The following is a 19,226-nucleotide window of genomic DNA, read 5'->3' as shown; positions in this document are numbered from 1 at the left end:
GCGACGAGAGCGTCCCACCAGATCCTCCACGCAAGCCTTCACCGCTCTACAGCGCGGCTTGCAGAATGTCGCGAACCTGCTGCGAGGACTCGATCTGGCGGGGGTTTTGATGGAAGAACCAATCCTCCTGCAGATCAGCGATGATCAGCTCGAACGCCGCCGTATCGATACCGATATCGCTGAGCCGGGACGGCAGCCCGAGACGCGCGAAGAAAGTGGCACAGGCACGTGCAGCCGCCTCCGCCGCTCCCATCTGCGCTGGCGCGTCGACCCCCAACATCGCGGCAACGGCCGCCATGCGTTCGCCCGTCACCCGTCCGTTGAAGCGCATGACATGCGGCAGCAGGATGGCGTTGATCGTGCCGTTCGCGGTGTGATGGCGCGCGCCAATGCAATGGCCGAGCGCAGACGTCAGGCCAGAGCTCGTCTGGTCGGTCCCTTGTCCGGTCAGCACCGCTGCAAGCAGCAGCGCGCCGCGAACGTCGGCGCCGTCCACGCGTGAGCCAAGGTGTGGGAGATTGTCGCGCAACAGGCGCACGGCCTCAAGAAGAGACGCGTCAGCCAGCGGTTGCCGCATGTGGGATTCCAGCCCCTGCACCGCCATTGCGAAGGCATTCAGAGCGGCGTCCCGAATGACGTCCACAGGCGTCAGCTGGGCAAGGCGCGGGTCGATAAAAATGGCCTGCGCGCGCGTGCGCGGATCGAGCATGGTGAGCCGCTTGCCGGATGCGGGATCGAGGACCGCAGTGCCCGCCTTGGCGATCGCTGTTGTCGGTGTCGTCGCCACAGCGAATTGGGGTAGTTTCGGCGCCTGGAGCCGCGGGCTCCGTGGTGGTTGACCGGGCGTGAAGCGGGTCACCAGCGCATCGAGCGGACGGTCCTCACCCAGCAGGATCGTTGCTGCACGCGCGGAAACGATGGCGGATCCTCCACCGAGCGCGACAACCCCGTCTGCGCGTGTCGCGCGCAACATATCCCTGCCGGCAATGATCGCAGGAAGGGGGCTATGCGGCGTGACGTCCGTGAAGCTGCCAACATGGAGCGCGCCGAGATGCCGGGCGACATGCGGCAACCCTAGGGGATGCCGCGAGAGCGAGCGACCACAGAATATTACGGCACGTTTCACACCAGCCCGGTCCAGTTCCAGCCGGAGAGATTCGAGGCTATCTTCGCCGTAGTACAGGCGCGTGGCTGGCGCAAAATGGCGGAAAGACCGGGAAGTCTGCACGGCCTCGGTCTGCATGGCTGCGCTCCTTGGCATCCGCAACGATCATGGAGAGAATTGCATTATTTCATCTAAATGATTTTATTTTTTTGCGAAAGGCGTTTTATATGTTCCACGCCTGCCCCACGCCGTCGCCCGGGCGAAGTTGCCGGACCGACAGCGGAGAAGAGCAGGCGGTGAAGCGGCGGCAGGCTGAAGGCCGCGCAACAGGGTAGAGGGACGAGACATGCTTCAGGCGACAGCCAATCAAGGCGCCGAGGACGGCAAGGACAATCAGGGCCTGCCCCTTGCCGGGATAACGATCATTGATCTGTCCCATGTCTATAACGGGCCCTACGCCACCTTTCTCATGGCCATGGCCGGGGCGGAAGTCATCAAGGTGGAACCGCATCATGGCGAGCACCTGCGCAGCCGGGGTGATATGGGCGGGGCGGCGCTTCCCTTCGCGATGCTCAATTCCAACAAGAAGCCGGTGACGCTCAACCTGAAATCCGACAAGGGGCGCTCGCTTCTCAAGGAGATGGCGGCGCACGCCGACATCCTCGTCGAGAATTTCGCGCCAGGCGTCATGGACCGCCTTGGCCTGGGGGCGGCCACGTTGCACGGTGTCAACCCTCGGCTGATCTATGGTTCGAGCTCTGGCTACGGCAAGACAGGCCCCTACCGCGACTATCCGGCCATGGATCTCGTCATGCAGGCGATGTGCGGCGTCATCAACTCCACCGGCTATCCCGACCAACCGCCGGTGAAATCCGGGGCGGCCATGTGCGATTTCAGCGCCGGCATCCATCTCTACGCAGCAATCATGACAGCGCTCTACGAACGTGAACGCACGGGCAAGGGCCGCGTGGTCGAGGTCTCGATGCAGGACGCCACCTATGCCTCGCTCGCCTCGAATCTCGGCATGCTCCACGCGCGCGGCGACGCCGCCCCCGCCCGTACCGGCAATCGCCATGGCGGCCTTGGCATATCACCCTACAACGTCTATGCCGCCCGCGATGGCTATGTCGTTCTCAACGCGCCCGGCGATCACCATTTCCGCGCCATCCTCGAGGTGATGGGGCGCGGGGATCTCAAGGATGATCCGCGTTTCCTGACCCGCTCGACACGCGTCGTGAATTTCGCGGATGTCGATGAGCTCATCGAGAGCTGGACGCGGACGATGCCGAAAGCCGAGATCGCGCGGCTGATGCTGGCTGCAGCGGTGCCCTGCGCACCGGTACGCGAATTGTCGGAGGTCATCCTCGACGAAAACATGCATGCGCGTGGAAGCCTGCAGTGGGTCGACCATCCGGAACTCGGCCGGGTCGTTCTGCCCCATTCACCCCTCGTCTTCGAGGGCACGCCACGCCGGCCGATCGAGCCGAGCCTGCCGCTCGGTGCGAGCAACGATACCGTGTTCGGCGCATGGCTGGGACATTCGGAAGAAGAACTCGCCGCGCTCAAGGACGAAGGCGTGATCTGACCGGATCACGCCCTCCGACCGTGGCGAAGCGCCGGCCCGGCTCAGCCGTTCGGCAGCAGCACCTGCCGCACCACCTCGCCACGGTCGAGGCGATCAAGACTGAGATTGAGGCCTTCGAAGCCCATCGTGTCACTCTTCAGACGGTTCACCGGCAGAACGCCCTCCTGGTAGAGGCCGAGGTAGCGCGGAATGTCCCGTTCAGGCACGCAACTGCCCATGAAGGACCCGCGGAACACCTTCTCTTCCGAGACCAGTGCGGCATGGGCATACTGGTACATGTCATTGGAGGCGCCGAGCCCGACGCAAATGATCTCGCCGCCCTTGCGGGTCATGGCATTCGCGGAGCTCATCGCCGCCTTGGCCCCCGAGATCTCGAAGGCGAAATCGACGCCCCCCTGCGTGAGATCCCTGACTTTCTCGACGACCTGAGGATCCAGCGCTGAGAACACGTGGGTCGCGCCCAGCTCCTGCGCCAACGGGAACTTGGTCTCGTTGATATCGATGCCGATGATATGCGCCGCGCCGGCGATGCGCGCGGCCATGACAGCATTCAGCCCCACGCCGCCGAGCCCCAAGACGGCGATGCTCTGACCGGGCTTGACCTTGGCGGAATTGAACACGCAGCCGGCGCCGGTCACCACCGCGCAACCGAACATGGCCGCCACGTCCAAGGGAATGGCGGGATCCATGACGATCAACGAATTCGGAACGGTCACCGCATATTGCGCGAAGGAGGAGACGCCGCTGTAGTGATAAACGGGTTCCCCCCTCAGGGTAAGCCGCCGCGCGCCATTGGACAGCAGGCCCTGGGTGCGCGGCACGGTCACGCTTTCACACAGCACCGGCCGGCTCTCGGAACAGGGGCGGCAATGGCCGCAGCTGGAGACGGCGGTCATCACCACATGGTCCCCCGGCCGAACCGCCGTAACCCCGCGCCCGACCTCACGCACGATTCCGGCGCCCTCATGCCCGCCGACCACGGGAAGCTTGCGCTTACGCAGTCCCGCAACCTGCGATAGATCGGAATGGCACAAGCCTGCGGCCGCGATCTCGACCAGCACCTCGCCCTCTCCGGGCCCCTCCAACGAGACCTCCTCAATCCGGAAAGGCGTGCTCTCCGCATAGGGGGTTGGCAGGCCCTGTTCATACATGACAGCGGCGACCATGCGCATGGCGGCATCCTCCCACAAGGGGGCGCTTTCTCCTGAGCTCCCCGCGTCCGAACCATCGACGAGGGACGCTATTGAAGCTTGTGTTTCGTGTCAAATCCTTTAGATGATATAGTTATATTCCAGCCAAAGATCGGGAGGACGTCCATGCTCGACGCGCAGGGCCGCGCACCGCAAGCCGTATCCATCAAGGCTTTCATCGGTGGCCATTGGCGAGAGCCTGAAGAGGTCACGGAAATTCGCGATCCCTACCGTGGGGAAGTTGTGGCGTTCGCGCCGGTATCGACGGCGGGGGATCTTGACGATGCCCTGGACGCCGCCTTTCGGGCTAAGGAGACCATGGCAGCCATGCCCGGCTACGAGCGCGCCGCCGTGTTGCGCCGCGCCGCGGATAATGTCGCCGCCCGCACGGACGAGATCGCGCGGGCCATGTCGCGCGAAACCGGCAAGGCGTTGCGCGATTCGATCTTCGAGACGCAGCGCTCGGCCGACACACTGCGCCTTTGCGCAGAGGAAGCGGTACGCATCCAGGGCGAGCATATCCCCATGGATGCGAGCGCCATAGGCGCTGGAAAAATCGCCATGGTGATGCGTTTCCCAGCGGGCGTCATCGCAGCGATCACGCCGTTCAACGCGCCTGTCAATCTCGCCGCGCACAAGCTTGGCCCTGCGATCGCGGCGGGGAACAGCATCGTGCTCAAGTCATCGCCGAAGGCGCCGCTCTGCGTCCATCTCTTCGTGGAAGCCTTTGTCGCCGCCGGACTGCCAGCTGGGGCCGTGAACACCGTCTATGGCGATGCGATCGCGCCACAGCTCGTCTCCGACCCCCGGGTTGATTTCGTGAGCTTCACGGGTTCCACCCGCGTCGGCAAGATCATCCGGGGCACGGTCGGCATGAAGCGCGTTGCCCTTGAGCTAGGCGGCGTCGGCCCCACCTTCGTGCACAGCGATGCCGATCTGGCCGCAGCCGCGAAGGCCTGCGCTCGCAACGCGATGCTGCTCGCCGGCCAGAGCTGCATCTCCGTGCAGAATGTTTTCGTTCACAAGCCCGTCTACGAGACTTTCGTCGCAGCCGTGCACGATGAAGTGGGGCTCCTTGCGCTGGGCGATCCAATGGACATGCAGACCGAGGTCGGCACCCTGATCGACGAGCAGGCGGCGATCCGCGTCGAGGGGATGATCGGCCAGGCTGTCGAGGCCGGCGCGACCTTGCTGCGTGGCGGGTCACGGCACGGTGCGCAGCTCGACCCGGCCATCCTCACCAATGTCCGCTCCGATATGAGCGTGATGTGCGACGAGATCTTCGGCCCCGCCATGAGCCTGCAGCCCTATGAGGATATAGAACCGCTGTTTAAGTCCATCAGCGACAGCCCTTTCGGCCTGCAATGCGGGATCTTCACCAATTCGCTCGCGCTTGCGCTGTCCGCCATCAAGGGCGTGCGCACGGGTGGAGTGATCGTCAACGGCACGTCCCGCTGGCGCTCGGACCAGATGCCTTACGGCGGGGTCAAGGACAGCGGCGTCGGGCGCGAGGGCCCGAAATATTCGATCAAGGATATGACGGAAGAACGCTTCTTCGTTCTGAACTAGCGGGTTTAGTTCCGACGATTTTCTTCGATCGCCATTCTGAAACATACAAGACAAATAAACTGGGAGGGTTACCATGCGGCCTATGAAGTATTGGCTACGCGGCCTGGTCTGCGCAGCCTGCCTTGTTTCCGTGCCAGCGATGGCGCAGCTGCGGGATATCAGCATACCAATCAGCTCGCTCAGCTTCGGCACCGCCGCCATTCGGATCGCAAAAGAGCTTGGGCTTTTCGAGAAGCATGGGCTTAATGCCAAGATCATCGTTATGGACAACGCCAACAGCGCGACGACGGCCCTCATCTCCAAGTCTGTCGAAGTTGTCCTCTCCGGCCCCGGCGAGCTCGTCGCGGCCCAGGGCCGCGGCCAAAAGGTGGTCGCGATCGCCAACACGTATAATGGTCTGAGCGCATCGCTCGTCCTGGCCAAGGATGTTGCCGAGAAGACTGGCGTATCCCCGACCGCATCCCCTACTGAACGCTTGAAGGCGCTGGACGGGCTCATTATCGGCTCGACCAGCGCGACTTCGTCCTACACGGTATCGTTCAAGGGGGCAGCGGAGGCGGCCGGCGCCAATATCCGCTTCACCTATATGGCCCAGCCCGCCATGGTCGCCGCCTTGGAAAAAGGTGCGATCCAGGGCTTCATCGCCGGAGCTCCGTTCTGGGGCGTACCCGTGGTGAGGGACAAGGCCGTCCTGTGGCTGAGCGGCCCGAAAGCCGAGCTTCCGCCCCAGAACCTGCCGGCGAGCTCAGTGAGCCTGCAGACCATGCAGGACTTCGCCGCCGCCAACCCAGACCTGATGAAGGCGCTGGCTTCAGTCGTCGCGGACCTCGGCAAAGCCATCGAAGAGCGGCCAGCCGAAGTCAAGGCCGCTGTCGCGAAGCTCTATCCGGATGTCGACGCCAAGACCCTCGATCTGCTCTATGCCGGCGAAGCGGCCGCATGGAAGGCAAGGCCGCTGACCGCCGCCGATATGGCGCATGAAGTAGCGTTCGTGAAATCGACCGGAACCTCCCTGCCCCAGATCGATGCCGTCGATCCAGCATCGATGCTGGTCAAGTAAAGCCGATCCCGCCGTTAGTAGTATGCCCGCCCGGACACCAGATCCGGGCGGGCATATACGTCAACAGACCCCAATCATCGGCCGTCAGAAACTGCCCATGCCGAGGAAGCCGTCATGGGGAAAGTCGGTCATGATCTTCTTGCCCACGAGCTCCTTGAGCGTTTCCGTGGTGCCGCCACCGAGCGTACCGTAGCGGGCGCCACGATAGAAGCGCGAGACCGGATACTCGTCCGTGAAGCCATAACCGCCGTGCACCTGGATAGCCTCGCTCGTCACGCGGATGGCCATTTCATTGCAGTACATTTTGGCGAGCGCTGCCTGATAGGGATCAGGGAATGGGTTCGCCGTGGCACAGGCGCGGTAAAGGATGCTGCGGCCGATCTCGATGTCGCGATACATCTCGGCGAGCTTCCAGCGCATGCCCTGGAATTCGCCGATCGGACGCTTGAAGGCCGTGCGATCGCGGCAATACTTCACGGATTCCTCGAAGGCCCCTTCGGCGAGCCCGAGCGATACGCTCGGATTGAGGCATCGCTGGGTATTGAAGGCGCTGAGAAGCCGGCGGAAGCCATCCTCGCGAATGACAAGATTTTCGAGAGGCAACTCGCAATTCTCGAAAGTGATCTCGGCGAGGTTTTCGCCACCCATGGTGTGATAGCGCGCCGTGCACTGGAAGCCGGGTGTATCGCGCTCGATGAGGACGCAACCGATACCCTCGCGGCCTGGCTGCTTGTTGATGCGCGTGAAGACCACGAACATTTGTGCTTCGTCTACCCGGCTGATCAGTGTCTTGGTGCCATTAAGCACGAGCTTGTCGCCGACGATATCCGTATTGGTCCGGTAATTCGCCACGTCAGTGCCCGCGTGGGGCTCGGTCATGCAGACCGCGAGCATGTGCTCGCCTGTGCAAACGCCGGGCAGAATCCGCTGTTTGATCGCCTCGGGTGCATAGGTGGAGATGATGCGCACCTGCACGCCGACCTCCCCCATCAGCGCCATCGCAGTGACGTAACAGCCCTTGGCGACTTCCTCCAGAACAAGGGCCGTGTCCAGCACGCTGAGGCCCGATCCGCCGTATTCCTCCGGCACGGCCATGCCGAGAACGCCGATCGAGGCGAGATCCTTCATGCTTTCCCACGGAAAGGTGCCGTCCATGTACTGCAGCGAACGCGGCTTGATCTTCTCCTGGGTCACGGCCCGCACGGTGTTGACCATCTCGCGCTGGTCGGCGGTGAGCTGAAAGTCCATGTCCTGTCCCCAATTCAGTTAAATCATTTAATTTTTAGGGCGCAGTTGCCCCTTAAAGGGGGCAACCGGCGCGGGATCGTCAGGCTATGCGACGGCCCTGGCGGCCAACGACGCTCGTCGGCTGCGTCAGCAGGTTCTGGTAACGCTTGCGGACAAGATGTTCGAGCTCGGTGACATGCGCTTCCATCTTGGCGGCAGCCACCTTGTTGTCGCGCGCGCGGCAGGCATCAAGGATGCCCTGGTGAGCCTCGATCACATGCTGCTGGTTGCCAAAGGAGTAGCGGACACCATGATGCTCCCCGGTCGCCAGAATACTGATCGTATGCCAGAAGGTTTCGAGCACCTTGTTGCCGCTGGCGCGGGCGATGATGCTATGGAAGATGCGGTTTTCCTCGATGAAGGCCGTCTGGTCCTTGTCGATCGCCTTCATGCGGCGGATGGAGGCTTCCAGCTCGTCGAAGTCCTCTTCCGTACCGTTGATAGCAGCTTCCGAGGCCAAGGCAGGCTCGATCACCTCGCGTGCCTTCAGCACCGCGATGAACGGCACATCATGCAGCCGCAGATAGACCGACAGTCCGTGCGCAAGGATATCGGTGCTCGGTTTGCGCACCATGATACCGCCGCGCGGGCCCGGCCTGAGCTCCAGCACACCCTGGGATTCCAGAATGCGTAGGCTTTCGCGAAGCGTCGGGCGGCTGACGTCGAACTGTGCAAGAAGCTCAGCCTCCGTGCCGAAGGAGCTGCCGGGCGCAAGGCCCGCCGTGATGATCTTGTCAAGCAGGCGCTGCGCGACATGCTCAGCCTTGCTTTTCGGCATCGTGGGTGAGGCATCCATGGGATCAAGAACCTATCGTGAAAATTGCGGTGGCCGCTTTTCCGCAAAGGCTGCCAACCCTTCCGCGTAATCGGCCGATCCAAAGATGACACCCAGCGCCTCGCGCTCCCGTTCCAGTCCCCCGGCCAATGACATCTCCACCCCTTCGTACACGACCTTCTTCAAGGTGCTCGCAGCAGCCGGCGAGCGCGAACCAAGCACCTCCGTATATCGCATAACCGCTGCGTCTAGCCCATCGTCTTCCACACAGAGATTGACGAGGCCGATTTCATGCGCGCGCGCCGCGGTGATTGGCTCCCCGGAATACATCATGTCCAGCGCGCGCGAGACGCCGATGAGCCGTGGCAGGCGTTGTGTCCCCCCCGCCCCCGGAATGGCGCCGATACGGGCTTCCGTCAGGCCGATCATCGCGCTTGATGCAGCAATGCGGATGTCGCAGCCAAGCGCGAGTTCGCAGCCCCCGCCGAGGGCAAGGCCGTTGACTACCGCGACCGTCGGAACAGGAGCGGCGGCGATGGCATTGACCGCGGCGTTGATCGCGCGGTTATGCGCATGGCGCGCCGCCTCTTCCATGGTCTGCCGCTCCTTGAGATCGGCGCCGGCGCAGAACGCTCTCCCCTTCGCCCGCAGGACGATGGCAGTCGCTTTCTCCGCGATCACCTCCCCGACAGCGGCCTGGAGATCGTTGACCATCGCCACGCCGAGCGCATTGAGACGTCCGGGCCGGTTGAGCCAGATCTCGACCGCTCCCGTCGCAAGGCGCTTGACGAGGATGGTCGGTTCGTCGACCTGTTCCTTGCTTTGTCCTTGGACCTGCGCTTGTGATGACAGCTCGGGATCAGACATGACGCGCCTCGGAGACTACTGACTGGGATGCTGGCCTTGGCCGCGCGCCGTCGCGCGCCTCCCGAAGCAAAGCATCACGGAACGCGGGATGCGCGATGGCCGCCAAGTGCTCCATCCGCCTCGCGAAGGAACAGCCCCTGAGGTCGGCGACCCCATATTCGGTAACGACCAGATCGACCTCTGACCTCGCCGTCGTCACCGGTCGTCCCGCGAGCGAGGCGACAATGCGCGAGGTTCGTCCGTCAGGCGTGGTCGACGGTAACGCGATAATGGAACGGCCGCCTGGAGAGAGTTGGGCTCCGCGCACGAAATCGATCTGTCCGCCAACAGCCCCGAGATAGCGACCGCCCGCCTGCTCCGCATTGACCTGCCCGGTCAGGTCCACCTCGATCGCGGAATTCACGCTGTAGAGGCTCTTGAGTCGGGCCATGACTTCGCCATTGTGCGTGTGCGTCGCCGCACGCAACGCGACCGCCGGATTGCCGCTGGCATGCGCGTTCAGGCGATCGCTGCCGAAGAGACAGCCCGTGACGGATACCCCCTCGTCGACTCCCTTGTAGGCGTTGGTGACAGTCCCGTTTTCGATGAGATCGACGAGCGCGTCGGATACGACACCCGAATGGACGCCTAAGTCGCGATGATCCCTCAAGGCTTGCGCGACCGCGACGGACAGCCCCCCTATGCCGAATTGCACAGTCGCCCTGTTGGGAATGACCGATGCAACATGGCGGGCGACGGCCCGTTCCTCGATCGAAGGCTCCGCGTCGTGCAACAGGATCTGGTCCTTGTCAGCTTCGAGCCAGACATCGATGTCGTCCGCCGCGACGAGCGCATCATGGGCTGTTTCTGGCATGCGCTCGTCGAGTTCAGCGACGACGCAACGCGCATTCCTGACGAGCGCCTGAGTGTAATCCGCAACGACGCCGACCGTGTAATGCCCTGGGGCGCGCGACGGACGGACGCGGACGAGGGCCACGTCAACAGGCAGCGTCCCCTCGTCAATCAGTCGGGCGATGGACGAGACATGGACGGGAATGACCTGGAGCACCCCGGCTGCGGTCAGCCGGCGGTTGTTTCCCGCACCGTTGAGACCCGTCAATTCGAAGCAATCGGCGCATTCAGGAGACAGGGTGTCGCTGGTGACCATGCCAATGAACAGGCGCACGGGCGGCAGGCTATGCCGCGTTTCCACAAGACGCCGGGTTAATCCCCGCGGCTCACCTGACCCCTGTGGCCAAGCAATCGTGTCGCCTGCTCGCAGGATATCGTTGAAATCAAATGTCGAGCTCGGCTTCATAAGACGACATAAAACCTTTGTGAACTGTGGCTCTGCTATTCGGCACCGTGTGACGCGCGAAGGCGAAGCGGGTGCTCTGTTTCAAGATGGCTGGTCATGCGGGGTCTCCCGCGCTCACACGGTTGCCTGCGCTCTGCCAGGCGAGCGCACGGCTTTCCACGACCTTCAACAGGCCGAGCAGAACGAGGCTGATGACCATCAACACGATCAGCCCGGCAAAGACGGCGGCCGTGTTGAAGAACGACGTCGCCTCTTTGATCCGGAATCCCACGCCGGCTTCCGCCGCGACGAATTCGCCGACGATCGCGCCGATCAGCGCATAGGGAAGCCCGATGCGGATACCGGTAAAGATCCAAACCGCTGAATAGGGAATGGCGATCTTCGTCCAGATATCCAACTTGCCGGCGCCAAGGAGGCGTGCGTTCTCGACGAGATCGCGGTCGACCTGGCGAGTGCCCTGGTATGTCGTGAAGAAGACCATGAAGAATACGAGCATCGCCGCGAACATGATCTTGTTCGTTGCGCCGATCCCGAACCAGAGAACAAAAAGAGGAGCAAGTGCGATCTTTGGCAACGTGTATAGCGAAAGGATAAACGGCTCAAATAGATCGCCCAGACGTCTCATCCACCCCAGAATAAAGCCGATCAATCCACCGGCAAGGCTGCCGATGACGAAGCCTACGCCAGCTTCAGTCAACGTAAGCTGCAGATCGATCGCAAGTTGACCGGATGCCGCCCACCGCCCAAGCTCAGCCGCGACCGCACTTGGGCTGCTCGTCCAGAATTCGGTGCCAAAGCTCCGCGCGATGAATTCCCAAGCGGCGACGGCAACGATGGCCAGACCGAACTGGAGAAAGACATCGCCAGAGAGTACCCGTTTGCGATGTGTGCTACCTGAAAAGCTGGTGCCCGCGCTCATGCCACCCGCTCCCTCAATGCACGTCCAAGGCTGCCCAGAGCTCTTTGACATAAGCTCCAAAGGCAGGATTGGACTGGATGTCGATGACGTCGCGGGGACGCGGCAGATCGATATCCACGACAAGCTTTGGACGTCCGGGCCGACCGGACATGACCACGACGCGATCCGCCAGGGTGATCGCTTCCTGCAGGTCATGCGTCACGAAGACGAAGGTGGCGCCGGTGTCCTGCCACAGCTTGAGGAGCTCGCCATGCATGCGCGTCCGTAGCTGCGCATCAAGGCTGCCGAACGGCTCGTCCATAAGGTAGATATCTGGCTCATAGGCAAGCGTTCGCGCGATCATCACACGCTGCAACATGCCGCCTGACAATTGCCTCGGGTAGGCTTTCTCGAAGCCGCCGAGCCCTACCTTGTCGATGGCAACGCGCACGCGCCGCTCGGTCTCGTCCTTTGGAATCCTGCGGAATTCGAGCGGCAGCCGGACATTTGCCTCCACCGTGCGCCACGGCAGGCAGAAATTCTTCTGGGTGATGTAACCGACATCGTGATTGATCGCGGTTACCTCTTCACCCTTGTAGCGCACGACGCCTTCGGCCGGACTAAGCGTGCCCGCCACCATGTTCAACAGAGTGGACTTGCCGCAACCGCTCGGCCCGACCACCGCCAGAAACTCGCCTTGCCGCACGGACAGAGTGGTCGGCCCCATGGCATGAAGCGCCCCAAACCGGGCGACCACGCCATCAAAGTCGAAAGCCACCGGCCGTACCGGCGCGGCTTTCATCGGCGATGATTGCAGCCTGTAAACCGACATCACTCCTCCCAACCATTGCAAAGAAGGTAGTTCCCGGGCTCATTTGAGTCAAATCATTTATATGAAATAGAGCAAATGGGCATTTGGCCGGAAACTGGTAGTGCTGTCCCGGAAGCGCGCGCGCCCGACTGGGTTGTCACGAACAAGGGCCGATAAGCGGCAACACGTCCTTTGCAAGCGGCCTTGGGGAGCCATACCGTCCACTCGCTAGACGAATGAGTGACCGACAGGCTTTTTGCTTCCTCGAGCAGTCCGTCTGTCGGCGATTGGCTTAGCGGGTTATCGCATCCAGAATCGTGGCCCCGCGCGGCGCAGCCTGAAGCGCATCGATCGTCTGCCGCAGAGTGCTCCCCGCAGTGATTGGCCAGTCCAGGGCGCTGATGCCCAGGCAATCCGAAAGCTTCGCATCGAAGTCGGCGGCGGACATGGGCGATTTCGGGTGTCCGCGCGGGATGTCCACCCTAGCCTCAATCGAACCTTGATCTGTTTCGGCAAGCAAATGCGTCGGGGAGATATTCCGGGACCAGTTCCGCTCTATGTCGGCGTCCAGAACGGCATGCACCCGCGCAGACAGCGCCAGAACATCTTCGTTGCACAGGCCCTCCTCGGTGAAAGCCCGCAGGCCCACGGCTCCATTATGCAGGGCGCAGGCCACGGTATAGGGCAGGCTGAATTGTGCCTGCACGATTGTCGCCGGGCGCTTGCGTATCTCGACAGGCGTACAAACGGCCTCGAAAGCTTGCTTGTTCACCCGTGCGGTGAGCCTTTGAAGGGTCGCGCCGCGTGCCTCCAACTCGCGTCGGAGGATGAGGGCAGCGTCAATGGCCGTGTGGTTGAAGCGGCAGCAAGGATAGGGCTTGTAGCTCAGATTGAGAAACTCAAACCGCTCACCCAGCCCCCCTCTCAACGCGTCCCTATCATAGCGCCCCCGCAGATAGCTCCGGAACAGCCCGTCTACCCCCTCGAAGGTGTTCTGGGCGCCACGGATCCCGACCTTTGTCAACGCGACCGAGACGAGCCCGGTCTTCGCAGCGAAGCCGGGCTGGATTCGCTTGGTCAATGCTGCATCACGCGTCACCTGATGGGTCCCGGCCGCCTGGCTGTAGGCAACGCCGAATGCATTGATCGTCTGGTCCCTATCAAGCCCGGCCACCCGCGCAGCCGCAACCGTCGCTGCGAAATGCCCGAAGAGCGAGGTATACATGAACCCGCTTTCGATAATGCCGATCGATGTCGCGACGCCGAGCCGACAAATGAGCTCGAGACCCGCAACTATGCCGGCGATGAGATCAGCGCCGGTCGCATTCGGATTGAGTTCGGACGCGGCCAGGGCCGCCGGGATGACGGACACACCGGCATGCAGCACCGCCCCGTCATGGGTGTCATCGTAGTCGCGGGCATGCGCCATCATGCCATTCACCCAGGCCGCGTGGTGGGCCGGGACCCGGATCGACGAGCACCAGATGCTCGCCTCGGGCTTGCCGCCCCATTCCGCGACAAGTGTCTTGAGCTCGCCGACCCCCGCCGCCGAGGCCCCGGCCGTCGCACAGGCGAGCGTATCGAAGAGATTGGCCTTGGCGGCCTCGACGACAACCTGCGGCATGCGATCGAGCGTCAGCGCCGAGGCGAACGCCGCGTAATCGGCAGCGAAATCTCCGTCAGCCTTGATATCATGAATACTGGCGATACTTGCCATGCCCCGTCCTCACCGCACTTGCCCCGACACTGGCAAAGCCCAAAAGCATCGCCACTCTGCAGCAGCCCCTGCAACTATTCTGCCTTGATGTTGTGCTTGACGGCCAGCTCCCGCCACTTCGCCAATTCTTTGGTCACATGGTCGCTAAATTCGGCAACGCTCATTTCAGCGGGCATGGCACCATGCTTGGCGAGAAATTCTGTTGCCTCCTGAGACGCCATGACCTTGTTGATACCTTGGTTGATCTTCGTCACCACGGCATCAGGCGTCCCGGAAGGCGCGAAGACTCCCCACCAGATGTCCGCCTCGGCGCCCGCGAAGCCGGCTTCGGCCACCGTCGGCACGTCAGGCAGAGCCTTGGAGCGCGTCTTGCTGGCGATGGCGACCGGCTTGGCCTTGTTGCTCGTCACGCTCGACAGCACCTGCGTCACGGTGCCCACATAGACGTCGAGGCGTCCGCCGGCCATGTCGACGAGCGCATCGGTGCCACCCTTGTAATGAACGGGCTCCATCTTGATGCCAGCCACGTCATTCAGGAGTTCGCCTGCGAATTGGGTGGAACTACCGACGCCGGTGGTGCCGTAGAAGACCTTCTGCGTCTTGGCCGCCTTCACGAGGTCCGCGAGGTTTGAAGTCGGCACGCGCGACCCGGTGACGATCACCATCTGCCCGAGGGCGCCCATGCCAACCGGCTTCAGATCCTTCACCGGATCGAACGGCAGATTGGCCTGGGTTGCCGCATTCGTTGTAAAGGTGCCTGACACGAAGAGCAGCGTGTAGCCATCAGGCTTTGACTGGGCGACGTGCGCGGAGCCGATCGCCGAACCTGCGCCAGGCCGATTTTCCACCACCACGGGCGTGCCCCAGAGCTTCGACAAGCCATCGGCGAGATACCGACCAATCGTGTCGTTCGAGCCAGCAGGTGTGAAGGGAATAACGATCGTTACCCGCTTGGAGGGAAAGTCCTGAGCGCTGGCCAAACCTGAAAAAAGGGTAGCACAGGCAAATAGAGCAACTCCGAGGATGCGTTTCATCTAGTCCTCCCGTTATCACTTATGCTTGTCAGCTTCGCCGCTCTTTCGGCTGGGGATGAAGCCTTACATTTCTTCGCGAAGGATGGCATCACGCTCCCGCCGCATCTTGGGAAGTGTCGCGGCAACCAGAAGCGCAACAGCCAGCAGCAGGAAGCACAAAGATATCGGCTCCCGAACAAAAATCGTGAAATCACCCTGCGACAGGACCATCGCTCGCCTGAAGTTTTCTTCTAGCAGCGGCCCGAGAACAAAGCCCAGGACGAGCGGCGCCGGTTCACATTCAAGCTTGCGGAAAGCATAGCCGGCAAGGCCGAAGCCCGCGGCCAGAAAGAGGTCGAATGTCGAGAACTGCACGGAATAGACACCGAGGCAGCAGAACAGGAGGATTGCGGGATAAAGAACGCCATAAGGTATGCGCAGCAACCGCACCCAGAGGCCAACGAGCGGCAGATTGAGGATGATCAGGATCAGATTGCCGATCCACATGGAAACGATGAGCCCCCAGAAGAGGTCTGGATTGCTTGTCATGACCTGCGGACCCGGCTGAATGTTGTGCATGACCATCGCGCCGAGCATCAGCGCCATCGTGGGGCTGCCGGGAATGCCAAGCGTGAGCGTCGGAATAAATGCGGTCTGCGCCGCCGCGTTATTTGCGGATTCAGGGCCCGCTACCCCCTCGATCGCTCCTTTGCCGAGCTCGTGGCGAAAACGCGAGACCTTCTTCTCCAGGCTATAGGAAAAGAAGGAAGACAGAGACAAGCCAGCGCCCGGCAGGATGCCGAGCAGGGTACCGATGGATGTTCCCCGCAAGATCGCTGGCGTCATTCGCCTGAAATCCGCCCCATTGGGCATGAGACGGCCCATGTTATCGGTGAAGGTCTCTCGGCTCGCATCGTTCTCAAGGCTCGCGATGACTTCCCCGAAGGCGAAAAGACCGACCGCGATCACAATAAAGTCGATGCCCTCCCAGAGATTGGGCGTCCCAAACGTGAAGCGCTGCACGCCGGAATTGAGATCGGTGCCCACAGTGCCAAGGATGACGCCGATCAGGATCATCCCAATCGCCTTGAGCACCGATCCGGAGGCGAGCGAGACCGCGCCGATCAGCCCGACCACCATCAGCGAGAAGTATTCCGCACCACCGAAGCGAAAGGCGACATTCGCCAATGGAGCGGCAAAGGCCGCGAGCACAAGGGTGCCAACGCAACCCGCAAAAAACGAACCGATAGCCGCCGTTGCGATAGCCACTCCCGCCCTGCCCTGCCGGGCCATCTGATATCCGTCGAGCACGGTGACGACGGACGAGGTCTCCCCGGGCAGGTTGACCAGGATCGCCGTGGTCGAACCGCCATAAGCCGCGCCGTAGTAAATGCCCGCGAGCATGATGAGCGCCGCCGTCGGATCCAGCCCGAAGGTGAAAGGCAGCAACATGGAGATTGTAGCGAGTGGCCCGAGCCCGGGCAGCACACCGATCAGGGTTCCGAGCAGACAGCCGGCGAATGCATACACCAAATTCTGCAGCGACAGTGCGGTCCCGAAGCCGATCAGCAGATTGCCGAAAAGGTCCATGAAGCGCTCCTAGGGGCTCAAATCCGGCGGCAACAGAGGCACCTGAAGTCCCAGGATCAGGATGAAGATGATCCAGGACAGGGCCAGCAAGACGGCGCTCGACAGCAAAGCGCTGCGCCAGGAAAAGGCACTATGGGCGAAGCTGGAGACGACAACCAAAACCGGCAGCGCAATGACCAGTCCAGCCCGCTCGATCAGCAAGCCAAACAACACGACCGAGGCCAGGACCAGGACGACACTCTTGACCGGCCACTGCTCGAGCTGGGAACGGGCTGTCGCCCGCAAAAGCGCTGAGACAAGGACACCGACGCCCGTCAACGCCAGCGCCAGACCGAGGCCCAGCGGAAAATACCCCGGACCCATGCGGGCCGCGCTGCCGATCGCGTAGTTCGTCGCGCCGTAGGCGACCGCAGCGCCAAAGCCGATGAAAAAGATCCCTGTCAGGATGTTCTTCTTGTCACTGACATTCATGGCGTCGCACGGCTCCGACCATTTCGGCGATCAGGGACGACGCGCCGCTGCTATCGCGGTGCCGCCGATCGTGACGCCTTGCACATGACAGACATGAAAGGATCAAAGACGGCAGCGCCAGGACAGCGCGGCCCAATGCCCCTCATGATGCCTCCCGAACTGCGGAATCTTCGTCCGCCTGCTTTCGATTCAATATAATCATCTAACTGAATATGGTCAAACCCCTTCGCCTCAAGAAGGCTGCACGCGACTGCGAGATAACGGGAAAGGACAATCGTGCCCTCGGGAAATCGGCACCGACGACCTCTTCGTGCGGCGCGTTTGGCGGTGACGTCATGCATCTCATCGACCATTCTGGCGGCGTTGGCCCCGTGTGGCGTGCACCCGCTGACGATCGCATAAAAAAAGCCGAGACGATTGATCGCCTCGGCTCCAAAGACCCGTGTTTGCCCCGGACATCCTGAAGGTCTGGTCAGGTGAGCCCGGAGGGGTGACGCTGTCCTACAGCTTCACCTCGAAATGTGCCGCCGTCTTGGCCTTGACCTCGTCGAGGCTGACGCCTGGCGCGAGTTCCGTGAGCTGCAGCGTTTCCCCACGCGCCGGGAAGCTGAACAGGGCCAAGTCGGTGATGACCACGTCGACCACCTGGCGTCCCGTCAGCGGCAGGCTGCACTCCTTCACAAGCTTCGACGTGCCGGCCTTGTCCACATGCTCCATCAGCACGATGATGCGCTTGGCGCCGGCGACGAGATCCATTGCGCCGCCCATGCCCTTCACCACCTTGCCCGGCACCATCCAGTTCGCGAGGTCGCCGCGCTCCGACACCTCCATCGCGCCGAGGATCGACAGGTCGATATGCCCACCGCGCACCATCGCGAAGCTGTCGGCGCTCGAGAAATAGGACGACTCCGGGATCTCTGTGACCGTCTGCTTGCCCGCGTTGATGAGGTCAGGATCCGCCTCACCCTCGTAGGGAAACGGCCCGATGCCCAAGAGCCCGTTCTCGCTCTGCAGCGTCACCGTCAGGCCGGGCGCGATGCAGTTCGCCACCAGCGTCGGGATCCCGATGCCAAGGTTCACATAAAAGCCGTCGCGCAGCTCCGCCGCCGCCCGCGCGGCCATGTCCTCGCGTGACCACGCCATCAGTTCGCTCCCGCTTCTGCCACCGGCCGCGGACGCGTCGTCTCGCGCTCGATCCGCTTCTCGTAGTTGTGCCCCTCGACGATCCGGTCGACGTAAATCCCGGGTGTGTGGATATTGTCCGGATCGAGGCTGCCGATCGGCACAATGTGCTCCACTTCGGCCACCGTCACCTTGGCGGCCGTTGCCATCATCGGGTTGAAGTTGCGCGCCGTTTTCCGGTAGATCAGGTTGCCTTCGGCATCGCCTTTCCAGGCCTTGACAATGGCAAGATCGGCGGTGAGCCCTGTCTCCATGACATAGTCCTCACCGTTGAACTGGCGGACTTCCTTGCCCTCGGCAACGATCGTGCCCACCCCGGTGCGGGTGAAAAACGCCGGAATGCCGGCGCCGCCTGCCCGGATGCGCTCGGCTAAGGTTCCCTGCGGGTTGAACTCGAGCTCAAGCTCACCCGAGAGATAAAGCTTCTCGAACAGTTTGTTTTCGCCCACATAGGACGAGACCATCTTCTTGATCTGGCCCTTGCCGAGCAGGATGCCGAGCCCGAAATCATCCACACCGCAGTTGTTGGAGATGAAGGTCAGGTCCTTCGTTCCCTTCCGCGCGATCGCCGTGATCAGATGCTCGGGGATCCCGCACAGGCCGAAGCCACCGGCCATGATCACCATCCCGTCGAATAGAACGTCGTCCAAGGCTGACGATCCGTCCTCGTAACGCTTATCCCGCATGTACCCTCCCTCACCGCGATCTTTCGATCTCGATTCTCGCTGCCCGCTTCTGGCGATCACGCCTTTCGCGAGGCTATCCGATACCGCTTATGTTGCATCGGCACAATCGACCTCGGCCTCCTT

General features: G+C 62.3%; 17 protein-coding genes. 3 read left to right on the top strand and 14 right to left on the bottom strand.

Annotated elements, in window-relative coordinates; all coding sequences use genetic code 11:
* Positions 1-46: 46 nt before the first annotated feature.
* On the bottom strand, positions 47-1,243 hold the full coding sequence (locus KIO76_RS27590) for an iron-containing alcohol dehydrogenase family protein (RefSeq protein ID WP_213326760.1): 1,197 nt from the start codon (positions 1,241-1,243) through the stop codon (positions 47-49).
* Between the two features lie 208 nt (positions 1,244-1,451).
* On the opposite strand from KIO76_RS27590, the gene KIO76_RS27585 reads away from it, so the two are divergent.
* Positions 1,452-2,690, top strand: a complete 1,239-nt coding sequence (locus KIO76_RS27585) for a CaiB/BaiF CoA transferase family protein (RefSeq protein ID WP_213326759.1) — start codon at positions 1,452-1,454, stop codon at positions 2,688-2,690.
* 41 nt (positions 2,691-2,731) lie between these two features.
* Here KIO76_RS27585 and KIO76_RS27580 read toward each other — a convergent pair whose 3' ends face one another.
* A complete protein-coding gene (locus tag KIO76_RS27580) occupies positions 2,732-3,862 on the bottom strand; it encodes a zinc-binding dehydrogenase (protein WP_213326758.1) in 1,131 nt (376 codons plus the stop codon).
* Between the two features lie 144 nt (positions 3,863-4,006).
* Here KIO76_RS27580 and KIO76_RS27575 point away from each other — a divergent pair, with 144 nt between their 5' ends.
* Together KIO76_RS27575 and KIO76_RS27570 are read left to right on the top strand one after the other, a co-directional pair.
* Positions 4,007-5,449: an aldehyde dehydrogenase family protein gene (locus KIO76_RS27575; protein ID WP_213326757.1), complete on the top strand. Its 1,443-nt coding sequence runs from the start codon at positions 4,007-4,009 to the stop codon at positions 5,447-5,449.
* A 73-nt stretch (positions 5,450-5,522) separates the two neighbouring features.
* A complete protein-coding gene (locus KIO76_RS27570) occupies positions 5,523-6,509 on the top strand; it encodes an ABC transporter substrate-binding protein (protein ID WP_213326756.1) in 987 nt (328 codons plus the stop codon).
* Between the two features lie 84 nt (positions 6,510-6,593).
* On the opposite strand, the gene KIO76_RS27565 is transcribed toward KIO76_RS27570, so the two are convergent.
* The 12 genes from KIO76_RS27565 to KIO76_RS27510 all read right to left on the bottom strand — a co-directional run bounded on the left by KIO76_RS27565 (position 6,594) and on the right by KIO76_RS27510 (position 19,103).
* The gene (locus KIO76_RS27565; protein ID WP_213326755.1) at positions 6,594-7,757 is read right to left on the bottom strand and encodes an acyl-CoA dehydrogenase family protein; all 1,164 of its coding nucleotides are present in this window, start codon (positions 7,755-7,757) and stop codon (positions 6,594-6,596) included.
* A 79-nt stretch (positions 7,758-7,836) separates the two neighbouring features.
* Positions 7,837-8,574, bottom strand: coding sequence for a FadR/GntR family transcriptional regulator (locus tag KIO76_RS27560; RefSeq protein WP_213326754.1), 738 nt, complete (start codon positions 8,572-8,574; stop codon positions 7,837-7,839).
* Between the two features lie 30 nt (positions 8,575-8,604).
* On the bottom strand, positions 8,605-9,438 hold the full coding sequence (locus KIO76_RS27555; RefSeq protein ID WP_213326753.1) for an enoyl-CoA hydratase/isomerase family protein: 834 nt from the start codon (positions 9,436-9,438) through the stop codon (positions 8,605-8,607).
* Positions 9,431-10,735 carry an acetyl-CoA hydrolase/transferase family protein gene (locus KIO76_RS27550; protein WP_349629433.1) on the bottom strand — a complete coding sequence of 435 codons (1,305 nt, stop codon included), beginning with the start codon at positions 10,733-10,735 and terminating at the stop codon, positions 9,431-9,433. Before KIO76_RS27550 ends, KIO76_RS27555 begins: the two co-directional genes overlap by 8 nt.
* 94 nt (positions 10,736-10,829) lie before the next feature.
* Entirely contained in the window at positions 10,830-11,654 is an 825-nt protein-coding gene (locus KIO76_RS27545; protein WP_213326751.1) for an ABC transporter permease, read from the bottom strand.
* 13 nt (positions 11,655-11,667) lie between these two features.
* Positions 11,668-12,465, bottom strand: coding sequence for an ABC transporter ATP-binding protein (locus KIO76_RS27540; protein WP_249730064.1), 798 nt, complete (start codon positions 12,463-12,465; stop codon positions 11,668-11,670).
* Between the two features lie 271 nt (positions 12,466-12,736).
* Positions 12,737-14,161, bottom strand: a complete 1,425-nt coding sequence (locus KIO76_RS27535) for an MmgE/PrpD family protein (protein WP_213326750.1) — start codon at positions 14,159-14,161, stop codon at positions 12,737-12,739.
* Positions 14,162-14,235: 74 nt separating this feature from the next.
* Positions 14,236-15,195, bottom strand: a complete 960-nt coding sequence (locus KIO76_RS27530) for a Bug family tripartite tricarboxylate transporter substrate binding protein (protein ID WP_213326749.1) — start codon at positions 15,193-15,195, stop codon at positions 14,236-14,238.
* A gap of 63 nt (positions 15,196-15,258) precedes the next feature.
* Positions 15,259-16,764 carry a tripartite tricarboxylate transporter permease gene (locus tag KIO76_RS27525; RefSeq protein WP_213326748.1) on the bottom strand — a complete coding sequence of 502 codons (1,506 nt, stop codon included), beginning with the start codon at positions 16,762-16,764 and terminating at the stop codon, positions 15,259-15,261.
* A 9-nt stretch (positions 16,765-16,773) separates the two neighbouring features.
* Positions 16,774-17,235, bottom strand: a complete 462-nt coding sequence (locus tag KIO76_RS27520) for a tripartite tricarboxylate transporter TctB family protein (protein WP_213326747.1) — start codon at positions 17,233-17,235, stop codon at positions 16,774-16,776.
* Positions 17,236-17,736: 501 nt separating this feature from the next.
* On the bottom strand, positions 17,737-18,378 hold the full coding sequence (locus KIO76_RS27515) for a CoA transferase subunit B (protein WP_213326746.1): 642 nt from the start codon (positions 18,376-18,378) through the stop codon (positions 17,737-17,739).
* On the bottom strand, positions 18,378-19,103 hold the full coding sequence (locus KIO76_RS27510) for a CoA transferase subunit A (RefSeq protein WP_213326745.1): 726 nt from the start codon (positions 19,101-19,103) through the stop codon (positions 18,378-18,380). Before KIO76_RS27510 ends, KIO76_RS27515 begins: the two co-directional genes overlap by 1 nt.
* Between the last annotated feature and the right edge of the window lie 123 nt (positions 19,104-19,226).

This window comes from Chelatococcus sp. YT9 (genome assembly GCF_018398315.1).
Taxonomy (GTDB): domain Bacteria; phylum Pseudomonadota; class Alphaproteobacteria; order Rhizobiales; family Beijerinckiaceae; genus Chelatococcus.
The sequence above is the reverse complement of the archived record's forward strand: the minus strand, read 5'-3'. Positions and strand labels throughout refer to the sequence as shown.